Consider the following 25,299-nt stretch of genomic DNA (forward strand, 5'->3'; position numbering starts at 1 on the left):
CGGCGTCCGTCAGCCCGTGGTGAGGCGGGTCGGCTGGGTGCCGGCGACGAGGGTGGCGAGGGCCTGGTCGATGGTGGGGCCGAGGTACCAGTCGCCGGTGTGGTCGAGGGCGTAGACGCGGCCCTCGGTGTCGATGGCGATGAGGGACTGGCTGTCGCTCTCGGCGCCGAGCGGGCAGGTCTGGGTGTCGAGGGCGCGGCCGAGGTCGCCGAGGGTGCGGGCCAAGTGGAGGCCGTGCAGGGGGTCCAGGTGCAGGGTGGCGGGGGCGATCTGGCGGCCGGGGCCGGTGGGGGCGATGTGGAGGCCGCCGAATTCGGCCCAGGCCTCGACCGCGGCGGGGAAGACGGTGTGCCGGTGGCCCGCGGGTGAGGTGTGTTCGCGCAGGGTGTCGGCCCAGATCTCGGCCTGCTTGATGTCCCAGCGTCCGGGTTGCCAGCCGGCGTCCCGCAGGGCGGCGTCGACGGGGACGGGGAAGCGGGTGGTGGAGGTGCGGTCGGCGTGCATCTGCCCTTGGGTTCGTTTCGGTCGGCTCGGTCGGCTCGGTCGGCTCGGTGGTGACGTGCCGCGTGCCGTGTCGTGCGGCGCGGGTGGTCGTTGGCGTGGGCGCCGGGGGTCAGTCGTCGTTCGTCGTGGGGTCGACGACCCGGACACCGAAGTGGGCGCTGAGGGCGGTGCAGGCGCGGCACGGTGTGGCGAAGCTGCCGTGGAGGGGGTCGCCGTCCTCGCGGATGCGGCGGGTGGTGAGTTTGGCGTGTTTGAGCGCTTTGCGGGCTTCGCCGTTGGTCATGGGTTTTCGGGCGGCGCGTTTGCTGCGGGTGGCGTCCGCGGCGGCCAGGTGCCGTGAGATGAGGATGGTCTCGGCGCACCGGCCGGTGTAACGGTCTCGTTGGCCGCTGGTGAGGGTGTCGAGGAAGTCCTGCACGAGGTGGTGCAGGGCCGGGGGTGTGTCGGCGCGGGTGGCGGTGCCGGTGAGGGTGGTGCCGCGGACGGAGAGCGCGGCGGCGACGGTGGGGAGGATGCCGTCGCGCCGGTGCTGGAGAGTGGGGGTCTGGAGGGCTTCGGTGGCGCTCCAGCCGATGCGGGGGTCGCCGCCGCGGGGGTCGCCGTCGCGGAAGTGGCCGCCGCGGGGATCGCCGCCGCGGGGGCCGTCGGACCGCCCCGTGTGGGGTCCCGCCTGTGTCGCACTCATGATCATCTTCCCCTCCTGAGCATCCCCCCGAAGGTCACAGAGTGCCAAATCCCGTGGCTCCTGCGGAAGCTGGGGCGTGTTGACACGCCCGGGCGTGGGCGTTGCGTCACGGGAGGGTGACGGCTGGTCACGGAAGTGGAGGGGCGGGTGGTGGGTGCGAGGTCCGGCGCCGGTGACCGGTCCCGTCGTACCGCATAGGCTGTCGGCACCGCGATCGCGTGCGGTGACCGGACAGTGCAGACAGGTGCGGTCGGACCCAGATCAGACAGACCCAGATCAGACAGACGCCGCAGGGGGCAACCGCCATGACGACAGGTCGGCTCGGGCTGGGGGCACCTCCCGGCCGCCAGGCCGGGGGACACGCCGCGCCGCCGAACGCGGCCTATGCCGGGCAGGTCGTACATTTCCCGGATCCGGTGCGGGCGGCACGTCACCCCAGAGGGGTACGGGTGGACGAGGGCGGTTACCCCGTCTTCACGCCGTACGCCCGTGCGATCGCGGAGATCGCGGACCCGCCGGAGGGATTCGGCGTCGACGAGCTGCGGCTGACGGACTACGTGTCGGCGAACGCCGCGCTGTCGGCGTCGGGGCACGAGCTGTGGGACACGGTGCCGGCGGTGGCGACGCCGCACGGCTGGACGTGGCACCACGTGGCCGGGTCACGGCGGATGGAGCTGGTCCCGGTCGAGGTCAAGGCGCTCCTGAGGCACCACGGCGGGATCGCGACGGCTGCCGTGGACCAGGGCAAGCGCGGGACGCGGCCGTTGCAGGAGACGCGTCCGGCGCACTTCGGTCTGCCGAAGTCGGGTGTGGCCGTGTCGGAGCAGCAGGTGCAGGAGGTCGAGGAGGACCTCGGGTACCGGCTGCCGGGCGCGTACCGGTCGTTCCTGAAGGCGGCGGGTGGTTGCGCGCCGGTGGGTACGGCGCTGGACGCGGAGCTGGGGCTGCTGGTCGACCAGCCGTTCTTCACGGTGCGTGAGGAGGCGGCGGTCAACGACCTGGTCTATGTCAACAAGTGTCTGCGGGACCACCTGACGAAGGACTACCTGGGCGTCGCGTTCGTCCAGGGCGGTCTGCTCGCGGTGAAGGTGAAGGGCGAGCGGATCGGTTCGGTGTGGTTCTGCGCCTACGACGACGTGCGGGACGTGGACCCGTCGTGGCCGCCGGCGGATCGCGTGGAGCGGCTGCTGCTGCCGTGCGGTGACGACTTCGACGCGTTCCTGTCGAGGCTGGCGGGGTCCCCGCCGGAGCTGGAGACGGTGGCGAACCTGATGGTGGACGGCGGTTTCGCGCGTGCGGTGCCCGTGACGTCGGCGTCGGTAGGGGAGTGAGCTGGCGATGGTGACGTTCGCGCAGGCGCAGGAGCGCGCGGAGGAGTGGGTCAACGGCGAGCTCCCGGCGTACCAGCACCGTGAGGTGCGGGTGCGGGAGTTCGAGCTCGGGTTCGTGGTGTGGGCCGAGGACCGCGCGGACGGGCCCCGTTCGGACGGGGGCGCGCAGCGGCTGGTGCTGGCGCGGGACAGCGGTGAGGCCACGCTGTGGCCGGGGCTGCCGGTGGGTGAGGTGATCCGCCGGTACGAGGAGGAGTACGGCCGTCCCGACGGGGCCGCGGATCCCGCGCCGGCGCCCGCGGCGCGGGTGGACCTGAACCAGACGTCGTTCTTGCTGACTCCGCCGGAGTGGTTGCAGGAGGCGGCGGACAAGCTGGGCATCCCGGATCGGCGGCGGGGGGATCACGACGGTGGTGGCGGTGGTGACGCCAGTGGTGCCGGTGGTGACGCCAGTGGTGCCGGTGCCGGTGTCGGTACCGGTGTCGGTGGTGGTGCCGGGACTGGGGCCGGGGTGCCGTCGGCGCCCGGGGCTCCTGCGGCTCCCGTGACGTCCGCCGCTTCGTCGGACGCGCAGGGGAGCGGTGCGGCTTGGCCCGCCGCCGGGGCGGGTTCCGGCTCCGGGGCGGGTGCGGCCGGTGCGCCGGGTGCGCCTGCCGGGGCGACGCCCTGGGCGGGGACGGACACCAACGCGGACGCCGGCGAGGACCGCTCCGTACCGCTGCCCCAGACCGTGTTCGCGCCGCCGCTGAGCGGCTCCGACGACGACAGGCCGCCCGCGGCGAAGCCGGACGCCAAGACGGCGCTGATGTCGGGCGGCAGCGGGCTTCCGCCGACGGCGCTCTCGCCGGCGATCGACGGCCCGAACGCGCCGGCCGCGTCCGCGGGTGCGGACACGCCGCCGCCCGCACCGCCGACGCCGCCCGCTTCGCAGCCGCCCGCCGGTCCGGGGGCGTCCACCACGCCGGCCCGGCCGCTCGCGCCGAACGCCGGGGACATCGCCGACGCCGCGACCAGCAAGGCCTCGCCTCCGCCGCGCCGTGGCGGTGGTTCGACCACGCCGCCTCCGCCGGGTGCTCCTGGCATGCCGGGCGCGCGGCCGGGGAGCACGCCTCCGCCGACGGGGCCTCAGGCGCCGGGGGGCGGCGGTTATGTGCCTACGCAGCTGGTGTCGTCGCTCGGTCCCGAGAGCCCGGCCGGTCCCGGTGGTCCGGCCGGTTCTGGTGGTCCGGCCGGTCCTGGTGGCCCGTCAGGTTCCGGCGGTCCGGCCGGTCCGGGCACGCCGCCCCCGCCGGGTGCGCCGCAGCCTCCGGCCGGTCAGGGCAACCCGGGCACCCCGGGCATGCCGGGTACGCCGCCCCCGCCGAGTGTTCCCGGTGGGATGCACCATGCCGCCACGATGCTGGCCGGCCCCGGCCGGCCGGGCGGCGGTGCTCCCCAGCCGCCGGGTCCGCCCGGTGCGCCTGGCGCTCCAGGTGTCGCAGGCGGGCCCGGTGGCCCGGGCACGCCGCCGCCCCCAGCCGCTCCCGGAGTTCCCGGGGCGCCCGGCCCCCAGGGCTCTTCGGGGGGCGCGGGCGGTGCCGTGCACCACGCGCAGACCGTGCTGGCCGGGCCTTCCATGGGTGGCCCCGGCACGCCTCCGCCGCCGAGCGCCCCGGGTGTCCCCGGTCCGCCCGGAGTCCCGGGCCCGCCTGGCGCTCCGGGCGGCCCGGGTGCCGCACAGCCCGTGCCGCCCGGTGCCGTGCCGCCCGGTGCCATGCCGCCGCCCGGCGGGCCGGTGCCGGGTCAGCCGCCGGCGTACGGCTATCCGCAGCAGCCGCCGTCCGGTCTGCCGACCGTCGGTCCGGGCTACCAGGCCGTGCTGCGCTACCGCGCCCAGGACGGTTCCGAGCAGCAGCTGATCCGGCGTTCGGCGCCGGGTACGCCGCACCCGGAGTGGCAGATCTTCCACGAGCTGCGGGCCATGAACGTGCCGCCGGACCAGGTGCTGGAGCTGCACACGGAGCTGGAGTCGTGCGAGCTGCCGGGCGCGTACTGCGCGCGGATGATCCGGGAGCAGTGGCCGCAGGCGCGGATCACCTCCATCGCGCCGTACGGCACGGATCACGCCAGCCGGCAGCAGGGTATGCGGCAGTTGCTGGTGCACCAGGGCGAGTTGCACCAGGTGGCCGACGGGCCGGCCCGTCCGGCACCGGTGCGTGCTCCGCTGCCGCAGGTGCAGCCGGCGCCGCCGGTCCCGCCGGAGGCCATCGGGCAGGAGCTGGGCGGCGCGTTCGGTCCGGGCGTCTTCCGGTTCGAGCAGGCCGCGGTGTCCCGGCAGGGCGTGCCGCCGGTCGTGGCGCACACGCTGGTGGCGGCGGGTCTGCCGATGGACATGGGTCCGTTCTTCTGGGCGCAGGCCCAGCCGGGGCGTCCGGTGCCGACGCTGGCGGAGCTGGCGGCCGAGCGGGGTGTGCAGCCGGCCTCGGACGCGGGCTCGTACCTCGTCGTGGGCAGCGACTTCGGCCGGGCGATCTGTGTGCAGTACGGCACGGCGGCCATCGTGGCGGTGCCGGTGGAGGCGGGGCCGGGCGGTACGCCCGTGCCGCCGCAGTTCGTGAACACGGGGCTGCCGGAGTTCGCGCGTTGCCTGGCGCTGCTGGGCCGGATGTGGCGGCTCAGGTTCGGTCTGAACCAGGAGCAGGCGGGCCGCTGGACGGTGGACTTCCAGGCGCAGCTGGCCGCGCTGGACCCGGCGGCGCTCGGGTCGCCGGAGAGCTGGTGGTCGGTGCTGCTGGAGCAGATGTGGGACGGGCTGCTGTGAGGCGGCCCGGCCGCTGACGTGACCGACGGGCGGGGCCCGGTCGACCTGTGAGGCGACCGGGCCCCGCCCGTATCTGTGCGGTGTGTCGCATTATGAGGCTTTACCTCCGATCCATAAAGTCGGTTAAGTCCGTTTAGTGCGACAGTTCACCGCAGGGGTGATAGGCATGAGCAGCGCATCGGCGTCCCCTCACGGCTTCGTGACCGTACGCGGGCGTGAGCGCGGCTACCGTCCCGAACAGGTGGAGGCGTACGCCACGGCCCTCTTCGAGGAGCGCGACGCGGCCTGGGAGCGGGCCGCCCGGCTCACCGTGCTCGCCCGGGAGATGGAGGAGGAGCTGGAGGACCTGCTGGACGTGGTCGCGGAGCTCGCCTCGCAGGACTACGAGGAGCTCGGGGAGCGCGCGCGGCACCTCTTCCGGCTCGGTCAGGAGGAGGCCGAGGCCGTACGTGAGGGGGCGCGCAGCGCGGCGCGGAGCCTGCTGGAGGAAGCCCGGGCGCACGCGGTCGGCGTGAACGAGGCGGCGAGGGCGCACGCCGACGCCGTACGCGCCGAGGCCGACGAACGGGCCCGGCACCGGCTGCTGGCGGCCCGCGCGGAGGCCGACGAGGCGCGGATCGAGGCGCGGCGCGAGGTGAGGGCGGGACGCGGAGAGGCGCTGTCCGCGCTGCGCGAGATGCGGAAGCGGACCACCGGGATGCTCGCCGAGCAGAGCCGGGAGCAGGCGGAGCGGTGGGCCGGGGAAGAACGGGCGGAGGAGGAGCGGGCGAGGGCCCTCGACGCACACCACGCTGAGCTGGAGGCCGCTGCCGAACAGGATGTGTGCGAGGCGAGGCGGGCCCTGGCCGACGCCGGGGAGGCGGCGGGGCGGTGGCAGGAGGAGGCCCGGGCCCGGGCGGCCGAGGTGGTCGCCGAGGCCCGGGAGTGTCAGGAGCGGATCGCCCGCGAGACGGAGCGGGTGCTGCGGGAGCACGGGGAGCGGTGGGACGAACTCCAGGCCCACATGGCCTCCGTACGCAGCAACCTCAGTTCGCTGACGGGGCGGGCGGTGGAGTGAGCGACGCCGGAAGGCCCGTTTCCAGGGCTTCCACGGCTCCACGCTTCCTCGGCTTCTTCGGCTTCCTAGGCTTCCTCGGCCTTCTCTGCGCCGTCCCTCGCCCCGGCGTACCGCCCCAGCCAGGAACGTGCCCTCCACGGCCTCCTGGCGGCGGCGCTGTTCCTGGCTGAGCCGGAGACCAGATCGGTGCCCGGCGTCCACAGCAGGACGGCCGGCGAGCCGCCGATGAGGGTGCTGAGCCCGCCCCCACCTCCCCGCGGGCCGTCGTACCCGGACCCGCACCGTGCGAGGAGGGGCCACGCGGCGGCCCACCCCCGCACCGTGCGAGGAGGGGCCACGCGACGGCCCACGTGTCCGGCATTCGCCCGCCGTCCGGCCGCACTCGACCCCGATGTCCTGATCCTGACGTCCTGACCTCGGCGTCTTGACCCTGACGTAGCCGGAGGGTGGATGCTCGAGGCGTCTCGGGCGGGGGACAACCCCGAGGTCTCCTCCGCCGAAGGGGGGACTACCCCTAGGGGTACCTCCGTACTACGGCCTGGGGAGGGTTCGTACCGACGGAGGACGAGACGGGCCCGGTGACGTCCTTAATCTGGCTTTACGCCGCTGGGGGGTGGCGAACCGGACCCCCGGGGGTGGGGTTTTCCACAGGAAAAGAGTGCGCTGAACACCAGCGCGGTCGCCCCCTGGTTCCGGCCAGACTCTTCGACGTAGCAGCACGGCACACGCAGCAGCACGGCACACGCACGGCGGTACGTACACCGCGAGGGATCGCAGCACCGCAGCACACACGTTCACCGGTACCGCTCAGGCGGGCTGACGGCACCGGCGGCTCATCTGATGACCGACATAGGAGACTTGACATGACATCGGCCGTAAGTATTCCCACGCACGGGAGCACTGGAGGACGTACGGCCGTTGCCGCGCGAGCGCGGCAGGTCGTGAAGGCGTACGGAACGGGTGAGACCCGGGTGGTCGCCCTCGACCACGTGGACGTGGACATCGCCCGCGGCCAGTTCACCGCGATCATGGGACCGTCCGGGTCCGGCAAGTCGACGCTGATGCACTGCCTGGCCGGCCTGGACACCGTGACCAGCGGGCAGATCTACCTCGACGAGACCGAGATCACCGGCCTGAAGGACAAGCGGCTCACGCAGCTGCGCCGGGACCGGATCGGCTTCATCTTCCAGGCCTTCAACCTGCTCCCGACGCTCAACGCGATCGAGAACATCACGCTGCCCATGGACATAGCCGGGCGCAAGTACGACCGTGCGTGGCTGGACCGGGTCGTGGAGACCGTGGGGCTCGCCGAGCGGCTCAAGCACCGGCCGAACCAGCTCTCCGGCGGCCAGCAGCAGCGGGTCGCGGTGGCGCGGGCGCTGGCCGCGCGGCCCGAGATCATCTTCGGTGACGAGCCGACCGGAAACCTCGACTCGCGCGCCGGCGCGGAGGTGCTCGGCTTCCTGCGCCAGTCGGTCACCGAACTGGGCCAGACCATCGTGATGGTCACCCACGACCCGGTGGCCGCCAGCTACGCGGACCGGGTGCTCTACCTCGCCGACGGCCGGATCGTGGACGAGATGCACAAGCCGACCGCGGACGCCGTCCTGGACCGCATGAAGGACTTCGACGCCCGGGGGCGCACGTCATGACCGTCGTCAAGACCTCGATGCGCAACTTCCTCGCGCACAAGGGGCGTATGGCCCTGTCGGCGGTGGCGGTGCTGCTGTCGGTGGCGTTCGTGTGCGGCACCCTGGTGTTCACGGACACGATGAACACCACCTTCGACAAGCTCTTCGCGGTCACCTCGTCGGACGTGACGGTCATGCCGAAGGAGGCCAAGAGCGAGGACACCCCGCAGAGCGGGGTGCCCGAGTCGCTGCCGGAGTCCGCGCTGGAGCAGGTCCGCGCGGTCGACGGGGTCGAGTCGGCCGAGGGCATGGTCAGTTCGATGAACGTGACCGTCGTCGACAGTGACAACGACAACGTGGGCGCCACCAGTGGCGCCCCGACGATCGCCGGCAACTGGACGAACAACGACCTCCGGTCGATGGAGATCACGTCCGGGCACGCCCCGCGCGGGCCCACCGAGTTGATGGTCGACGCCGACACCGCCGACAAGCACGGCCTGAAGCTCGGTGACGAACTGCGCACCATCGCGCAGACCGGCGACTTCAAGGCGGAGATCGTCGGCATCGCCTCCTTCACGGTGACCAACCCCGGTGCCGCCGTCATCTACTTCGACACGCCCACCGCCCAGCGCGAACTGCTCGGCTCCACCGGCAAGTTCACCCAGTTCAACGTCGTCGCCGCGGCCGGTGTCTCCGACACGCAGCTCAAGCAGAACGTCTCCCAGGCCATGGACGGCACCTACAAGGTGCAGACGGCGAAGGAGAACTCCGACGAGAACCGCAAGGAACTCGGCGAGTTCATGAACGTCATCAAGTACGCCATGCTCGGCTTCGCCGGCATCGCGTTCCTGGTCGGCATCTTCCTGATCATCAACACCTTCTCCATGCTGGTCGCCCAGCGCACCCGCGAGATAGGCCTGATGCGGGCCATCGGCTCCTCCCGCAAGCAGGTCAACCGCTCGGTGCTGGTCGAGGCCTTCCTCCTCGGCATCGTCGGCTCGATCCTCGGTGTCGCGGCCGGTGTCGGAATCGCCGTCGGCCTGATGAAGCTGATGTCGGCGGCCGGGATGAACCTCTCCACCGACGACCTGACCATCAAGACGGCGACCCCGGTGGTCGGCCTGGTGCTCGGCATCGTGGTCACCGTCCTGGCCGCCTACCTGCCGGCCCGCCGCGCGGGCAAGGTCTCCCCGATGGCCGCCCTGCGCGACGCCGGTACGCCGGCCGACGGCAAGGCCGGCCGGATACGCGGACTGATCGGTCTGGTCCTCACCGGCGCGGGTGCCGCGGCCCTGTTCACGGCGGCCGCCGCCGACAAGGCGAGCGAGGGTTCGCTGATGCTCGGCGCGGGCATCGTGCTGTCCCTCATCGGCTTCGTCGTCGTCGGCCCGCTGCTGGCGGGCTTCGTGGTGCGGATGATCAGCGCGGTGCTGCTGCGGGCCTTCGGCCCGGTCGGCCGCCTGGCCGAGCGCAACGCCCTGCGCAACCCGCGCCGAACCGGCGCCACGGGTGCCGCCCTGATGATCGGCCTCGCACTGGTCGCCTGTCTGTCGGTGGTCGGCTCCTCCATGGTCGCCTCGGCCACGAGCGAGCTGGACAAGACCGTCGGCGCCGACTTCATCGTCCAGGGCAACCAGCGGATCGTGCCGCAGGCCGAGAAGGCGATGCAGGACACGCCCGGACTGGAGCACGTCACCCGCTACAAGATGCTCGACGCCACGCTGACCTCGCCCGACGGCAAGACGGACGACGACGGCATCACGGCCGCCGACCCGACCTACGCCCAGGACGTGAACCGCGTGACGACGGAGGGCAAGCTCTCCGCCGCCTACGGGCCGGACGCCATGTCGGTCGGCGCGGACTACGCGAAGAAGCACGACGTGCACGTCGGCGACACGATCTCCGTCGCCTTCAAGGGCGGCGAGACCGCGAAGCTGAAGGTCGCCGCGATCACGGACGACGACGTGGCCATCGACCAGGGCGCCCGGTACATCAGCATCGAGACGATGCGGAAGTACCTGCCGGCCGACAGCGTCCCGCCGAACACGATCATGTTCGCCAAGGCGAAGGACGGCCAGGGGGAGCAGGCGTACGCCGCGCTGAAGAAGTCGCTGGACGCGTACCCGCAGTACCAGGTGGCCGACCAGACCGACTACAAGCAGGAGCTGAAGGACCAGGTCGGCCAGCTGCTGAACATGGTCTACGGTCTGCTCGCCCTGGCGATCATCGTCGCGGTCCTCGGTGTGGTGAACACGCTGGCGCTGTCGGTGGTCGAGCGGACCCGCGAGATCGGCCTGATGCGGGCGATCGGTCTCTCCCGGCGCCAGCTGCGCCGCATGATCCGCATGGAGTCCGTCGTCATCGCCCTCTTCGGCGCCCTGCTGGGCCTGGGACTGGGCATGGGCTGGGGCGCCACGGCGCAGAGGCTGCTCGCCCTGGAGGGTCTGAACGTCCTCGACATCCCGTGGCCGACGATCATCGGTGTCTTCATCGGCTCGGCCTTCGTAGGCCTGTTCGCCGCCCTGGTGCCGGCGTTCCGCGCGGGCCGGATGAACGTCCTGAGCGCCATCGCGACGGAGTGACCGAGAGACCGAGTGACCAAAAGACCGAGTGACCAAGAGACCGAGTGACCAAGTGACCGAGTGACAGGAATGACGGAGTAGCGACCGAGAAGCCACCGCATACGGGGGTTGCGGAGGAGAGAGCCCGGTGCCGGAAGTCCCGAGGGGGCTCCGGCGCCGGGCTCCTTCCGGTGCGCCTGGTGCGCCGCCTTCCAGTCCGCCGAGCCGGGTGGTGGGTGGCCACGGGCAGAGGGCCCAGGGGGCGGAGCCCCCGGTGGGGCACCGCCATGCCGGTCAACCTGGCGCCGGCGTCATCCACAGCCCCCCACGCCGGCCCGCGCAGCGTCGTACGCTGGACACCCCCGGCCCTCACACCGCCGGGTTACTCGTGTTGTCCACCCCAGCACCCGCACCCAGCACCCCAGGACGGAAGCGCCCCCTCCATGAGCCTGCACGGTCTGCTCGACGCCGTCGTCAAGGACACCGCCCTCGCGGAAGCGATCTCCGCGGCCGCGGACGGCAACCGCATGCACGTCGACCTGGTCGGCCCGCCCGCGGCCCGCGCCTTCTCGGTCGCCGCGCTGGCCCGCGAGACGGGCCGCCCCGTGCTGGCGGTGACGGCGACGGGGCGCGAGGCGGAGGACCTGGCCGCGGCCCTGCGCTCGCTGCTGCCCCCGGAGGGCGTGGTGGAGTACCCCTCCTGGGAGACGCTCCCGCACGAGCGGCTCAGCCCCCGCAGCGACACCGTCGGCCGTCGGCTGGCCGTCCTGCGGCGCCTGGCCCACCCCCGCCCCGACGACCCCGAGACCGGCCCGGTCTCCGTCGTCGTCGCGCCCGTGCGTTCCGTGCTCCAGCCGCAGGTCAAGGGCCTCGGCGACCTGGAGCCGGTGGCGCTGCGCACCGGGCAGAGCGCCGACCTGAACGAGATCGTCGAGGCCCTGGCGGCCGCCGCGTACGCGCGGGTGGAGCTGGTGGAGAAGCGCGGCGAGTTCGCCGTGCGCGGCGGCATCCTGGACGTCTTCCCGCCGACCGAGGAGCACCCCCTCCGCGTCGAGTTCTGGGGCGACGACGTCGAGGAGATCCGCTACTTCAAGGTCGCCGACCAGCGCTCCCTGGAGGTCGCCGACCACGGGGTGTGGGCCCCGCCCTGCCGTGAGCTGCTGCTCACCGACGACGTACGGGAGCGGGCCCGGGTCCTCGCCGAGGACCACCCCGAGCTGGGCGAACTGCTCGGCAAGATCGCCGAGGGCATCGCGGTCGAGGGCATGGAGTCCCTGGCCCCCGTCCTCGTCGACGACGTGGAACTGCTGCTGGACGTGCTGCCCAAGGGCTCGATGGCCCTGGTCTGCGACCCGGAGCGGGTGCGCACGCGCGCCGCCGACCTGGTGGCCACGAGCCAGGAGTTCCTCCAGGCCTCCTGGGCGGCCACCGCGGGCGGCGGCGAGGCGCCGATCGACGTCGACGCCGCCTCCCTGTGGTCCATCGCGGACGTCCGGGAGCGGGCCCGCGAGCTGGACATGATGTGGTGGTCGGTGTCGCCGTTCGCCGCCGACGACGCGCTGGACGACGCCGACACGCTCAAGCTCGGCATGCACGCCCCGGAGACCTACCGCGGCGACACCGCCAAGGCGCTGGCCGACACCAAGGGCTGGCTCGCCGACGGCTGGCGCGCGGTCTACGTCACCGAGGGCCACGGCCCGGCCGCCCGCACCGTCGAGGTCCTCGGCGGCGAGGGCATCGCGGCCCGCCTGGACAACGACCTCGGCACCCTCAGCCCCTCCGTCGTGCACGTCTCCTGCGGTTCGATCGACTACGGCTTCGTCGACCAGGCCCTCAGGCTCGCCGTGCTCACCGAGACCGACCTGACCGGGCAGAAGGCCGCCGGCCGCGAGGGCGCCCGGATGCCGGCCCGGCGCCGCAAGACCATCGACCCGCTGACCCTGGAAGCGGGCGACTACATCGTCCACGAGCAGCACGGCGTCGGCCGCTACATCGAGATGGTCCAGCGCACCGTGCAGGGCGCCACCCGCGAGTACCTGGTCGTGGAGTACGCCCCCGCCAAGCGCGGCCAGCCCGGCGACCGGCTCTACATCCCCACCGACCAGCTGGAGCAGATCACCAAGTACGTCGGCGGCGAGGCCCCCACGCTGCACCGCCTGGGCGGCGCCGACTGGACCAAGACCAAGGCCCGCGCGAAGAAGGCGGTCAAGGAGATCGCCGCCGACCTGATCAAGCTGTACAGCGCGCGGATGGCGGCGCCGGGGCACGCGTTCGGCACGGACACCCCCTGGCAGCGCGAGCTGGAGGACGCCTTCCCCTACGTGGAGACCCCGGACCAGCTCACCACCATCGCCGAGGTCAAGGAGGACATGGAAAAGACGGTCCCCATGGACCGCCTGATCTGCGGCGACGTCGGCTACGGCAAGACCGAGATCGCGGTGCGCGCCGCCTTCAAGGCCGTCCAGGACGGCAAGCAGGTGGCCGTACTCGTGCCGACGACGCTGCTGGTGCAGCAGCACTTCGGGACGTTCAGCGAGCGGTACGCCCAGTTCCCGGTGAACGTGAGGGCGCTGTCCCGCTTCCAGACCGACACCGAGTCGAAGGCGACCCTGGAGGGTCTGCGCGAGGGTTCGGTGGACATCGTCATCGGCACCCACCGCCTCTTCTCCTCCGAGACGAAGTTCAAGGACCTCGGCCTGGTCATCGTCGACGAGGAGCAGCGCTTCGGCGTCGAGCACAAGGAGCAGCTGAAGAAGCTCCGCGCCAACGTCGACGTCCTGACCATGTCCGCCACGCCCATCCCGCGCACCCTGGAGATGGCGGTCACCGGCATCCGCGAGATGTCGACGATCACCACCCCGCCGGAGGAGCGCCACCCGGTGCTGACCTTCGTCGGCCCCTACGAGCACAGGCAGATCGGCGCCGCGATCCGCCGCGAGCTGCTGCGCGAGGGCCAGGTCTTCTACATCCACAACCGCGTCGAGTCCATCGACCGCGCGGCGGCCAAGCTCCGCGAGATCGTCCCCGAGGCGCGCATCGCCACCGCCCACGGCCAGATGTCGGAACAGGCCCTGGAGCAGGTCGTCGTCGACTTCTGGGAGAAGAAGTTCGACGTGCTGGTCTCCACGACCATCGTCGAGTCCGGCATCGACATCTCCAACGCCAACACCCTCATCGTCGAGCGCGGCGACAACTTCGGCCTCAGCCAGCTCCACCAGCTGCGCGGCCGCGTCGGCCGAGGCCGCGAGCGCGGCTACGCGTACTTCCTCTACCCGCCGGAGAAGCCGCTGACCGAGACCGCGCACGAGCGGCTCGCCACCATCGCCCAGCACACCGAGATGGGCGCGGGCATGTACGTGGCGATGAAGGACCTGGAGATCCGCGGCGCGGGCAACCTCCTCGGCGGTGAGCAGTCCGGCCACATCGCGGGCGTCGGCTTCGACCTGTACGTACGGATGGTCGGCGAGGCGGTCGCCGACTACCGGGCCTCCCTGGAGGGCGGTGCCGAGGAGGAGCCGCCGCTCGAGGTCAAGATCGAGCTGCCCGTCGACGCGCACGTCCCGCACGACTACGCCCCGGGCGAGCGGCTGCGGCTCCAGGCGTACCGGTCCATCGCCTCCGCCAACAGCGAGGAGGACGTCAAGGCCGTACGCGAGGAACTCGTCGACCGCTACGGCAAGTTGCCGGAGCCGGTGGAAAACCTGCTGCTGGTTGCGGGCCTGCGGATGCTCGCGCGGGCGTGCGCCGTCGGCGAGATCGTGCTCCAAGGCAACAACATCCGGTTCGCGCCGGTCGAGTTGCGCGAGTCCCAGGAACTGAGGCTCAAGCGCCTCTACCCCGGAAGCGTCATCAAGGCGGGCGCCCACCAGGTCCTGGTGCCGCGCCCGAAGACCGCGAAGGTGGGCGGAAAGCCGCTGGTCGGGCGGGAACTGCTCGGCTGGGTGGGGGAGTTCCTGACCTCGATCCTGGGCTCGTGATCCGGGCCCTGGGCTCGCGATCCGGGCCCTGGGCTCGTGATCCGGGCCTTGGGCCCGTGATCCGGTTGTCGGGCCCTGACCTGGGGCTCTGGGCCGGTAGCCGCTCGCCGATGTGGTGAAGCCGTCCACGGGGACAGGCCCGTGGACGGCTTCGGCGGGTTCGGGGTGCGCGGCGCCCTGATGCGCCTCGCTACTGGTCGGGCCTGCCGCCGCCACGCTCACGCCCGAAGCCGAGTTTGCCCTCGGCCCGCTGCTGTGCGGCGTCGACCTGCTTGGCGTGCTTGCCGCCGGTCCTCTTGTTGACCTGTTGCTCGGCGGCGTCGGACATCTTCCTTGACCTGTCCTTGTCCTTGCCGGCCATGTTCTTCATCTTGTCGAGGATGCCCATGCAGAGCTCCTTCCGAGACGTGACTCACCTCCGACGTTACGGCACATATGTTCCGTATGCCCAATAGAGGCCGATAAGGCCCACTATGGTCTGGACCTCTCCGTCGCTACGGTGGTACGGCGAAACGGCAAGGGGAGGGGCCCGCATGAGGCGACACAGCAGGATCCGTACCGGATGGGCGGCGGGGGCGGCCCTCGCTCTGGCCCTGGTCACCGGGTGCGAGGGCCTCGACGGCGACGGTGACTCGAGCTCGGGCAGCGCTGCCGGGGCGCCGGCCGAGGGGCGGGCCGCGGGCCAGGCCGTCAGCCCGCTGGACAACCCGGACGGAACCGAACCCGGTCTCGCCCCGGTCACGGGCGACACCCGCCAGTCGACGGCCCGGAAGCTCATCGAGGGCCTGGAGACCAAGGGGCGCGGCCCCAAGACGGGGTACGACCGCGACGAGTTCGGCTACGCCTGGATGGACACGGCCGACGGCGTGCCGTTCGCCCGCAACGGTTGTGACACGCGGAACGACCTGCTGAAACGCGATGGTGAGAAGCTGCGCTTCCGCTCCGGCTCCGACTGCGTGATCGTCGCCATGACCCTGGACGATCCGTACACCGGGACGAGCATCGAGTGGCGCAAGCAGAACGCGAGCGAGGTCCAGATCGACCACGTCGTGCCGCTGTCGTACAGCTGGCAGATGGGCTCCTCGCGGTGGGCGGAGAGCAAGCGCGAACAACTGGCGAACGACCCGCTCAACCTGCTGCCGGTCGAGGGCCGGGCCAACTCCGCCAAGGGGGACTCGGGGCCGGCCACCTGGCTCCCGCCCAGCAGGACGGTCCGGTGCGCGTACGCCGTCCGCTTCGCGCAGGTCGCCGACAAGTACGAACTGGCGGTGACGGCGTCCGACAGGCAGATGATGCTGAAGCAGTGCGGCGGCTGACGCGGGCCTGGGGAGTGGTGACGAAAACCGCTTCCGGGCCGTCGGCGCTCCTGCCTACCGTGACTCCATGGAGCTGAAGGTGTCGAGTCTCGCCGAGCGCCCGGAGATGCTGGACCGGGTCCGTGGAATGGCCGACAGCTGGCCCGCGTTCGCGGTCGAGGACATGTCGGGCAACGCCCACTACCCGCGCATCGCCGCCGAACTGCCCGAGTACGTGCAGTTCGCCGAGGACGAGCACGGCGAGGTGGTCGCCCACGGCCACAGCGTGCCGTTCGCTCTGCACGCCGAGGGGCGTGGCACGCTGCCCGCGCGCGGCTGGAGCGAGGTGCTCGTCCGGGCCTTCGGTGACCTGCGCCACGGTGTCCGGCCCGACACCGTCAGTGCCGTCTCGGTGACCGTCGCCCCGCACGCCCAGGGGCTCGGCCTGTCCGGCCGGATGCTCGCCGCGATGCGCGACAACGCCCGTGCCCGTGGTTTCCGCGAGGTCGTCGCCCCCGTCCGCCCCAGCGCGAAGCACCTCGAACCCCACGCCCCCATCGAGGAGTGCGCCCGGCGCCTGCGCCCCGACGGCCTGCCCCACGATCCCTGGCTGCGGGTCCACGCCCGGGCCGGCGCCGCCCTCGACTCAGTGGCCCCGGCCTCCATGACCGTCTCCGGCTCGCTGGACGAGTGGCGGCGCTGGACGGGCCTGCCCTTCGACACCGCCGGGGACGTCGAGGTTCCCGGCGCCCTGGTGCCGGTGCGCTGCGAACCGGAGCGCGGATACGCGGTGTACGTCGAGCCGAACGTGTGGATGCGCCACGCGCTTTGAGCTTCTCGGGTCCCGGCCCGTCAGAACTCGCCGTTGCCGAGCAGTTCGCCGTCGGCGTCGTAGACGGTGACGAGGCCGTTCTCGCTCTGCTTCCAGTCGGCGAACGCGGAGGCGATGAGATTGGCGGGACCCGTGCCCTCGCCCATGAGGCCGCCGGTGAAGTTGGTGTAGACGTCGGCCGCATCGAGGATGTCGTTCTGCTCGTCGGCGCCCTGCACCTTGGTGACGTGGGAGACGGCGTCCTTCTCCGCCGCCGTTCCGTTCTTCCGCACGAACGCCTTGAACTGATCGGCCTGGGATGCCTTCTCGACGGCCTTGTCCTCGGCGGGCTTCGCGTCGGACCTGCCGTCCGGCTTCGCGTCGCCGGACTTCTCGCCCGCGCTCGCCGAGGTCCGGCTGTCGCTCTTGCCGTCGCCGCCCCCGTCACCGGAGTTCGCCGACACCGCGCCGATGACGACGAGCCCCACGACGGCCCCCAGCGCAATCTTGGTCTTCATGCCCATGGCTGTGTTCCCTCCCCATGCGGCAACCGCCACCTTCTCGGCGGTTGCTTGTTCGCGGGGTCAATAAGATCAGAGCGTGTGAACCGAGTCAACCAAGTTCACAGGGCTGTGCGCGTACACGGCGTGAATCGAGGAGGGTGCGTCCACGTCGGTATGCTCGCCGACACACCATCGACGAGGGGGCCGTGCGGGTGCAGGACAACGCGACAGAAGTGACCGCCGCTGGAATCGCCCGGCTCGCCGGCGTCGGCCGGGCGGCCGTCAGCAACTGGCGCCGTCGGCACGCCGACTTCCCCAAGCCGGTCGGCGGCAGCGAGACCAGCCCCTCCTTCGCCCTCGCCGAGGTGGAGGGCTGGCTGCGCGAACACGGCAAACTCGCCGAGGTTCCCCTGCGGGAACGGGTCTGGCAGCAACTCGTCGGCCACCCCGAGGGCCCGGTCACCGCGCTCAAGCACGCCGGCTGCGTCCTGCTGCTGATCCACGACCGCCCCACGCGCTGGCTGGAGGTGAGCGCCGGCTCCGACGTACGGCTCGCCGCGATGCTGCCCGAGGCGCTGGACCAGATGCTGACGGCGCGCTTCGGGACGGCTGCTGTGAACGCCTCCAGCGCTGACCGTGCGGTCGCCCCTGTTCACGCGGGACGCTCCGGGAAAGCGCCGGCCTCCGTGAACACCACGCCGAGGGTTCACACCCCCGTCGAGCCGATCGTGCACACCCCCGCCCGCCACATCCCCGCCGCGCCGATCGTGCACACCCCCGCCCTCCACGCCCCCACCGGCCCAGCCGTCCTCCCCTCCGCTCCCCTCCTGCGCGGCACCGCCGAACTCGCCGCCGAACTCGGGGCCCGGCAGACCTTCGAGTTCCTGCTCGGCCGGCACCTCGACGCCAACCCCCGCCAGTACACGCTCACCCCCGCCGACCTCGCCGGCCTCATGGCGGACCTCGCCGGCCCCGCCCGCACCGTCCTCGACCCCGCCTGCGGCACCGGCGCCCTCCTGCGCGCCGCCGCGCCGGACGGCCCCGCCCCCCGCGCCGAGCGGGCCGACCAGCGGCTGTACGCCCAGGACGGCGCCCCCGACCTCGCCGCCCTCACCGGCATCCGGCTGGCCCTGCACACCCGGGCCGGCGTCCGCGCCGCCGCCGGCGACACCCTGCGCGCCGACGCCTTCCCCGAGCTGCGCGCCGACGCCGTCCTGTGCCACCCGCCGTTCAACGAGCGCAACTGGGGACACGACGAACTCGCCTACGACGCCCGCTGGGAGTACGGCTTCCCGGCCCGCACCGAGTCCGAGCTGGCCTGGGTGCAGCACGCGCTCGCCCGCCTGCGGGACGGCGGCACGGCCGTCCTCCTCATGCCGCCCGCCGCCGCCTCCCGCCGCTCCGGCCGCCGCGTCCGCGCCGACCTGCTGCGCCGGGGCGCGCTGCGGGCCGTGATCGCCCTGCCCGTCGGGGCGGCACCTCCGTACAACATCCCGCTCCACCTGTGGGTGCTGCGCCGGCCCGAGAAGGCGCCCGCGCAGCCCGAGGTGCTGCTCGCCGACGTGGGGCGGTTCGCCGGCGAGGGGCGCGGCGGTCCCGACTGGCGGGCCGTGCGGGACTCCGTGCTCGACGCCTGGCGGGACTTCGACCGCGCCGGCCGCCTCGACGACCGCCCCGGCCTGGCCCGTTCCCTGCCCGTCATCGAACTCCTCGACGACGACGTCGACCTCGCCCCCGCCCGCCACCTGCCGCCCCCCGCCGCGGCCGACGGCGCCGGACGGCTCACCGACGTACGCGAGCGCCTCGACGAGACCCTGCGCCTGACCGCCGACCTCACCCCCGGCATCGCCCCCGACCCCACCCCCTCGGCCACCGGCACCGCACAGCCCGCGCCCCGCTGGCCGCTCACCACCGTCGGCGAACTCGCCCGAGGCGGCGCCCTCGTGCTGCGCACCGGCACCAACGGCGGCCACGCCCGCGTACCGGTGCTCACCGACCACGACGTACTCGCCGGCACCGCCCCTTCCGGCACCCTCCCCGAGAGCGACGAGGAACCCGTACTGACCGAACCCGGCGACGTCGTCGTCCCGGTCCTCGGCGGCGGTTCCGTCGCGCGCGTGATCGACGACGCCACCGCCGGCGCCGCCCTGGGCCGCAACCTCGTCCTCCTGCGGCCCGACCCCGCCGCGCTCGACCCCTGGTTCCTCGCCGGGTTCCTGCGCGGCACCGCCAACAACCGGCAGGCCAGCAGCTACGCCTCCACCGCCACCCGGCTCGACGTCCGCCGCCTCCAGCTACCCCGGCTCCCGCTCGACGCCCAGCACCGCTACGGCGCCCGCTTCCGCGCCCTCGACGAGTTCGAGCGGGCGCTCAGGCTGGCGGGCCGCCTCGGCGAGCAGCTCGTGCGCGGGATGTACGACGGGCTCACGGACGGCACGGTGGCACCCGGCCGGTGACCTGGTGGTGATCGGTACGGCAACGGTTCGGTACAACCGGGGACCACTGTCGGTCCGGGCCTATACGCTCGGACTTCCACACTGAACGGCCCGTTCGTCCGTTCGGCACGTCGGCATCATCGTCCAGGAGCAGTCATGTACGGCAACAGCGCCGCCGGGCCGCCGCCCTCCCGCGGCGCGGCCACCGTCATCACCCTGCGCGTACTGTTCGCCGCCGCGGGCTTCCTGACGTGCGGTCTGCTCGCCTGCGTCCCGCTGTTCCGGATCGCCGTGCTGCGCGGCCGCGGGCTCGACTGGACCGTGGCCTGGCTGAGCCTGCCGGTGTCGATCGGCTGCCTCGCCGTGGTCGGTGAGCTGCCGGAGAGCGACCGCCGCACGGACCTCGCCATGATCGCTCTGCTGCTGATCGGAGCGGCGGCCAGCGCGTACTTCCTCGTGGTCGACATACGCCTGCACGCCGCACCGCGCCAGTTCGCCGGCTACGCGCCGCCGCGGCAGGCCCCCGCCGCGTACTACGGCCAGTCCCACCCCGCGGGACCGTACGCGCCCACGGTCGTGTCGCAGCCCCCGCTCGCCCCGGCCCCGAGGCCGGCGCACCCCGGGTTCCAGACGCACCCCGCGCCCCAGGCGCCGATACCCCAGGCGCCGATACCCCAGGCGCCGATACCCCAGGCGCCGATACCCCAGGCGCCGGTGACCCGGACGCCCGTGCCCCAGGGCCCCGCTTCCAGCCCGCCGCCGCCCCGGCACCCCGCCCCCGCCCGCATCGACCAGGTCCGCGCCGAACTCGACGAGCTCAGCGACTACCTGCGCAACCACGACGGCAACGGCCCCGGCCATGGCAACGGCGGCAACCAGGGCGGAAGGTGACCGTGACGACCGGACGTGTCGTCGCCGACCGGTACGAGCTGTCCACGCTGATCGGGCAGGGCGGCATGGGCCAGGTCTGGACGGCGTACGACCGGCGGCTCGACCGGCGCGTGGCGGTGAAGCTGCTGCGCCCCGACAAGGTGGCCGGCCAGGAGGCCGACGAACTGCGCCGCCGGTTCGTTCGCGAGTGCCGGGTGACCGCCCAGGTCGACCACCCCGGCCTCGTCACCGTGCACGACGCGGGCAGCGAGGGCGAGGAGCTGTTCCTCGTCATGCAGTACGTCGACGGCGCCGACCTCTCCGACCACCTCGCCGAGCACGAGCCGTACCCGTGGCAGTGGTCGGTCGCCGTCGCGGCCCAGCTCTGCGCCGTCCTGAGCGCCGTGCACGCCGTGCCGATCGTCCACCGCGACCTCAAGCCGCGCAACGTGATGGTGAAGCAGGACGGCACCGTCACCGTCCTCGACCTCGGCGTCGCCTCCGTCATGGACGCCGACACCACCCGCCTCACCCACACCGGCACCCCCATAGGCTCGCCCGCCTACATGGCACCCGAGCAGGCGATGGGCGGCGCGGTCGGCCCGTACACCGACCTCTACGCACTCGGCGTGCTTCTGCACGAACTGCTCAGCGGCGACGTCCCGTTCGCCGGCTCCACCGCCCTCGGCGTGCTCCACCGGCACCTGTACGAACCGCCGCTGCCCGTGCGCCGCATCCGCCCCGAGGTCCCCGAGGCGCTCGAAACCCTCGTACTGCGCCTGCTCGCCAAGGACCCGCAGCACCGCCCCGCCTCCGCCCAGGAGGTCTACGAGCACCTGGCGCTGCTGCTGCCCGCGCGCGGCGTACCCACCGGCGGGCCCCTCGACCCCACCCGCCCCTTCGTACGCCCGCACGCCCCCTGGCCCGACCGCGCACGCACCCCCGCGCCCCGGCCGGCCCCCGTGGCGCCCGCCGCCGAGGCCGACAAGCCGGACGTCGCCCGCGCCGTCGACGACGTCAAACGCCTCCTCGGGGAGGGCCGCATCACCCAGGCCGTCGACATCCTCGGCTCGATCCTGCCCGCCGCCGCCGAACAGCACGGCGAGCGTTCCCCGGTCGTGCGCACCCTTCGCAAGCAGTACGCGGCCACCCTCATGGACGACGGCCAGTACCGGCGCGCCCTGCCGGAGCTGCGCCTCCTCGCCGACGAACGCGCCGCAGAGGCCGGCCAGGCCGACCCGCAGTCCCTGCGTCACCGCTACGAAGCCGCCCAGTGCCTGGAACAGCTCGGCGAACCGGCCGCCGCCCTCACCGAGTACCGCGCGCTGCTGCCCTATTACGAGAACCAGTACGTCGCCGGCGACCCAGGCCTCGCCCACGACGTCCGCCGCCGCATCGGCCACCTGCTCCTCGCCCTGGGCGACCGCGCCGCCGCCCACGAGACGCTGGCCCGGCTGCTGCACGACGTGGAGCGCCTGCACGGCCCCGGCCACCCGCTCGCGGCCGAGATCCGGCGCACCCTCCAGTGGCTCGGTCAGGTACGCGGCTGACGACCGCCACCACCCCGGCAGGGGCGAGGCGGTGCCCGAAGTCCTGGTGAATCGTTGGTCGAATGGGTTGGCCAGAGCCCGGCCACTGCCTACCATCGATCATCGCAAGACTTTGTGCACCGTCGCACAAGCTCTCCTCGGGAGGTTTCCTTGCACCGCCGCCGTCGCACCGCGCTCCTCCTCACCGCAGCGATCGCCGTCGCGGCGCCCCTGCTCACCGCCTGCGGCAACGACGCGCATCCGGGAGCGGCGGCCGTCGTGGGCGACCAGCGGATCACCGTCGCCCAGCTGGAGAACCGAGTCGACGAGGTACGCGAGGCACAGCGGGCCTCCGTCCCGGACGACGCCCAGTACCAGCAGGTCCTCGCCCGCACCGGCGGCCTCACCCGCGACACCCTGCACAGCATGGTCCTCGACCGGGTCCTGCACCGCGCGGCCCAGGACGCGGGCGTGACCGTCACCCGCAAGGACGTCCAGCGGATGCGCGGCGGACTCGAGGAGCAGGCCGGCGGCGCCAAGGAGCTGGAGACCGTCTGGCTCCAGCAGTACGGCGTCCCGCCCGAGCGCCTCGACGACAACCTCCGCGTCCAGCTGGAGGCCCAGAAGCTCGCCGAGACCCTCGGCACCGACACCAGCCGGCCCGAGTTCTGGCAGGCCCTGTCCGAGGCCTCCGAGAAGCTCGACGTCGACCTCAATCCGCGCTACGGCGCCTGGGACGTCCAGAAGAGCAGCCGCGTCGACACCGAGGTGCCGTGGCTGCGGGAGACCACGGCGGCGCAGACGCGACAGACGGCGTAGCAGTCCCGCGGGGGCGGGCCCTGCCGGACGGCACGGGGCCCCTGTGGACAACTCACGGGGCTGTCGGCCGCGTGCGTTACGTTCTGTTCGTGAACGCAACCACCGCCGACACCGCTCCCGGCACCACTCCCGGTCCCGGCCGCGTCGTCCTGCTCACCACCAGCCACCGCGTCGCCCCCGGCCTGCTGTCCTGGCCCGCCTGGCAGGCCCTGCGCACCGCCGACCGCGTGCTGTGCGCCGACGGCGCCCACCCTCAGCTGCCGTATCTGCGCGAGGCGGGCATACGGGTCGACGAGACGGCCCCCACCGCCGAGGAACTGGTCGCCGCCTGCGCCGGCGGGCACACGGTGGTGGTCGTGGCGACCGGTGAGGGCGACCCCGCCCTCACCGACGGACTGGCCCGCCTCGCCGGATCGGGCCGCCTCCGCATGCCGGACCTGGAGCTGCTCCCCGCCTCCTACGACCTGCCGGGTGCCCGCCTGCTCGACCTCGTCCAGGTCATGGACCGCATCCGCGCCGAGTGCCCCTGGTCGTCGCGGCGCACCCACCAGGGCCTCGCGAAGTACGCCATCGAGGAGGCGTACGAACTCGTCGAGGCGATCGAGGACGGCGACCGCGTCGAACTGCGCGAGGAGCTGGGCGACGTACTCCTCCAGGTCGTCTTCCACGCCCGCATCGCCGAGGAGGACCCCGACGCGCCGTTCTCCGTCGACGACGTCGCCGGCACCATCGTCGCCAAGCTGATCCACCGCCACCCGCACGTCTTCGGCGACGAGACGGCGTCCACCCCCGAGGAGGTCAGGGAGCACTGGCTGCGCACCAAGGCGGCCGAGAAGCAGCGCACCTCGGTCACCGAGGGCGTCCCCCTCGGCCAGCCCGGCCTGGCCCTCGCCGCCAAGCTCGCCTCCCGGGTGCGCACGGCGGACCTCCCGGTCCCGCTCCCGTCGGGCGAGGGCGTCGGCTACGAGCTGCTGGCCCTGGCGGCACGCGCCGAGGCCGAGGGCACGGACCCGGAGGCGGCACTGCGAGCGGCGGCACGGACGTACCGGGACGCGATCAGGCGGACCGAGGGCGCCGGGGACTGAGGACGCCCCTGGCTCCCCGGATACGGTCAAGGGGTGACCGACCACCCCACGCCCGACCACCCCACGCCCCACGGCGCCGCCCCCGACAGCGCCGTCCCCGCCCCCGAGCTCTTCACCTGGGAGTTCGCCGGCGACCCCTACCCCGCCTACGCCTGGCTGCGCGAGCACGCCCCCGTGCACCGGACGCGGCTGCCCAGCGGTGTGGAGGCCTGGCTGGTCACCCGGTACGCCGACGCCAAGCAGGCCCTCGCCGAACCGCGGCTGTCCAAGAACCCGGCCCACCACGACGAGCCCGCGCACGCCAAGGGCAAGACCGGCATTCCGGGGGAGCGGAAGGCCGAGTTGATGACCCACCTGCTGAACATCGACCCGCCGGACCACACCAGGCTGCGCCGACTGGTCAGCAAGGCGTTCACGCCCCGCCGGGTCGCCGAGTTCGCGCCCCGGGTGCAGGAGCTCGCCGACGACCTCATCGACCGGTTCGCCGGCACGGGGTCCGCAGACCTGATCCACGAGTTCGCCTTCCCGCTGCCCATCTACGCCATTTGCGATCTGCTCGGCGTACCCCGCGAGGACCAGGACGACTTCCGGGACTGGGCGGGGATGATGATCCGCCACGGTGGCGGGCCCAGGGGCGGGGTCGCGCGGTCGGTGAAGAAGATGCGGGGCTACCTCGCCGACCTCATCCACCGCAAGCGCGCGGCGCTGCCGCCCGAGCCCGGCCCCGACGAGGACCTCGTCTCCGCGCTCATCCGCGCCTCCGACCACGGCGAGCACCTCACCGAGAACGAGGTGGCGGCGATGGCCTTCATCCTGTTGTTCGCGGGTTTCGAGACCACGGTCAACCTGATCGGCAACGGCACGTACGCCCTGCTCACCCACCCGGAACAGCGGACCCGGCTCCAGACGTCCCTCGCCGCCGGCGAGCGCGCCCTGCTGGAGACCGGCGTGGAGGAACTGCTGCGCTACGACGGCCCGGTGGAGATGGCCACCTGGCGCTTCGCCACCCGGCCGCTCACCATCGGCGGGCAGGACATCGCGGCCGGCGACCCCGTACTGGTCGTCCTCGCCGCCGCCGACCGGGACCCGGAGCGGTTCACGGACCCGGACACCCTCGACCTCGCCCGCCGGGACAGCCAGCACCTGGGGTACGGCCACGGCATCCACTACTGCCTCGGCGCCCCGCTCGCCCGGCTGGAGGGGCAGACCGCCCTCGCCACGCTGCTCACCCGCCTCCCGGACCTGCGCCTCGACGCGGCCCCGGCCGATCTGCGCTGGCGCGGCGGGCTCATCATGCGCGGTCTGCGCACCTTGCCCGTGTCGTTCACACCCGTCCCGTCGTCATCGGCGGGCAACGGTTCGTCACCAATGCAAAAGTGACACGCGCTCAACTCTGTGATCTTCAC

General features: G+C 72.9%; 18 protein-coding genes. 14 read left to right on the plus strand and 4 right to left on the minus strand.

Annotated features, from left to right (window positions below; all coding sequences use genetic code 11):
- Positions 1-9: 9 nt before the first annotated feature.
- Positions 10-504, minus strand: a complete 495-nt coding sequence (locus ACH4NX_RS16970) for an SUKH-3 domain-containing protein (RefSeq protein ID WP_351388898.1) — start codon at positions 502-504, stop codon at positions 10-12.
- Positions 505-613: 109 nt separating this feature from the next.
- Complete coding sequence (locus tag ACH4NX_RS16975; RefSeq protein WP_351388896.1) at positions 614-1,189, minus strand: YwqJ-related putative deaminase; 576 nt, start codon at positions 1,187-1,189, stop codon at positions 614-616.
- Positions 1,190-1,494: 305 nt separating this feature from the next.
- Between ACH4NX_RS16975 and ACH4NX_RS16980 the strand changes: the two genes are divergently transcribed.
- From ACH4NX_RS16980 to mfd, 6 genes are all read left to right on the plus strand, one after another.
- Entirely contained in the window at positions 1,495-2,520 is a 1,026-nt protein-coding gene (locus ACH4NX_RS16980) for an SMI1/KNR4 family protein (protein ID WP_351388894.1), read from the plus strand.
- 7 nt (positions 2,521-2,527) lie between these two features.
- The gene (locus tag ACH4NX_RS16985) at positions 2,528-5,320 is read left to right on the plus strand and encodes an SUKH-4 family immunity protein (RefSeq protein ID WP_398127635.1); all 2,793 of its coding nucleotides are present in this window, start codon (positions 2,528-2,530) and stop codon (positions 5,318-5,320) included.
- Between the two features lie 166 nt (positions 5,321-5,486).
- Positions 5,487-6,377: a cellulose-binding protein gene (locus tag ACH4NX_RS16990; RefSeq protein WP_398127636.1), complete on the plus strand. Its 891-nt coding sequence runs from the start codon at positions 5,487-5,489 to the stop codon at positions 6,375-6,377.
- 863 nt (positions 6,378-7,240) lie between these two features.
- On the plus strand, positions 7,241-8,029 hold the full coding sequence (locus ACH4NX_RS16995; protein WP_351388888.1) for an ABC transporter ATP-binding protein: 789 nt from the start codon (positions 7,241-7,243) through the stop codon (positions 8,027-8,029).
- A complete protein-coding gene (locus ACH4NX_RS17000) occupies positions 8,026-10,590 on the plus strand; it encodes an FtsX-like permease family protein (RefSeq protein ID WP_351388886.1) in 2,565 nt (854 codons plus the stop codon). Before ACH4NX_RS16995 ends, ACH4NX_RS17000 begins: the two co-directional genes overlap by 4 nt.
- A gap of 422 nt (positions 10,591-11,012) precedes the next feature.
- Positions 11,013-14,546: a transcription-repair coupling factor gene (gene mfd, locus ACH4NX_RS17005; protein ID WP_398127637.1), complete on the plus strand. Its 3,534-nt coding sequence runs from the start codon at positions 11,013-11,015 to the stop codon at positions 14,544-14,546.
- A 190-nt stretch (positions 14,547-14,736) separates the two neighbouring features.
- Here mfd and ACH4NX_RS17010 read toward each other — a convergent pair whose 3' ends face one another.
- Positions 14,737-14,934, minus strand: a complete 198-nt coding sequence (locus tag ACH4NX_RS17010; protein WP_351388883.1) for an antitoxin — start codon at positions 14,932-14,934, stop codon at positions 14,737-14,739.
- Between the two features lie 145 nt (positions 14,935-15,079).
- On the opposite strand from ACH4NX_RS17010, the gene ACH4NX_RS17015 reads away from it, so the two are divergent.
- Both ACH4NX_RS17015 and ACH4NX_RS17020 read left to right on the plus strand, forming a co-directional pair.
- A complete protein-coding gene (locus ACH4NX_RS17015) occupies positions 15,080-15,862 on the plus strand; it encodes an HNH endonuclease family protein (protein WP_398127638.1) in 783 nt (260 codons plus the stop codon).
- Positions 15,863-15,929: 67 nt separating this feature from the next.
- Complete coding sequence (locus ACH4NX_RS17020) at positions 15,930-16,673, plus strand: N-acetyltransferase (RefSeq protein WP_398127639.1); 744 nt, start codon at positions 15,930-15,932, stop codon at positions 16,671-16,673.
- Positions 16,674-16,693: 20 nt separating this feature from the next.
- On the opposite strand, the gene ACH4NX_RS17025 is transcribed toward ACH4NX_RS17020, so the two are convergent.
- Complete coding sequence (locus ACH4NX_RS17025) at positions 16,694-17,176, minus strand: hypothetical protein (RefSeq protein ID WP_398127640.1); 483 nt, start codon at positions 17,174-17,176, stop codon at positions 16,694-16,696.
- Between the two features lie 191 nt (positions 17,177-17,367).
- Here ACH4NX_RS17025 and ACH4NX_RS17030 point away from each other — a divergent pair, with 191 nt between their 5' ends.
- The 6 genes from ACH4NX_RS17030 (at position 17,368) to ACH4NX_RS17055 (ending at position 25,273) form a co-directional block, all read left to right on the plus strand.
- Entirely contained in the window at positions 17,368-19,611 is a 2,244-nt protein-coding gene (locus ACH4NX_RS17030; RefSeq protein ID WP_398127641.1) for an N-6 DNA methylase, read from the plus strand.
- A 135-nt stretch (positions 19,612-19,746) separates the two neighbouring features.
- Positions 19,747-20,481, plus strand: coding sequence for a hypothetical protein (locus ACH4NX_RS17035; protein WP_398127642.1), 735 nt, complete (start codon positions 19,747-19,749; stop codon positions 20,479-20,481).
- Between the two features lie 38 nt (positions 20,482-20,519).
- On the plus strand, positions 20,520-22,010 hold the full coding sequence (gene pkaE, locus ACH4NX_RS17040; protein WP_351389372.1) for a serine/threonine protein kinase PkaE: 1,491 nt from the start codon (positions 20,520-20,522) through the stop codon (positions 22,008-22,010).
- Between the two features lie 150 nt (positions 22,011-22,160).
- Complete coding sequence (locus tag ACH4NX_RS17045; protein WP_351388871.1) at positions 22,161-22,808, plus strand: SurA N-terminal domain-containing protein; 648 nt, start codon at positions 22,161-22,163, stop codon at positions 22,806-22,808.
- 89 nt (positions 22,809-22,897) lie between these two features.
- Entirely contained in the window at positions 22,898-23,893 is a 996-nt protein-coding gene (locus ACH4NX_RS17050; protein ID WP_398127643.1) for a nucleoside triphosphate pyrophosphohydrolase, read from the plus strand.
- Positions 23,894-23,926: 33 nt separating this feature from the next.
- The gene (locus tag ACH4NX_RS17055; RefSeq protein ID WP_398127644.1) at positions 23,927-25,273 is read left to right on the plus strand and encodes a cytochrome P450; all 1,347 of its coding nucleotides are present in this window, start codon (positions 23,927-23,929) and stop codon (positions 25,271-25,273) included.
- The last annotated feature ends 26 nt before the right edge of the window (positions 25,274-25,299 follow it).

It is taken from the genome of Streptomyces sp. NPDC017225 (assembly GCF_044331465.1).
GTDB lineage: Bacteria > Actinomycetota > Actinomycetes > Streptomycetales > Streptomycetaceae > Streptomyces.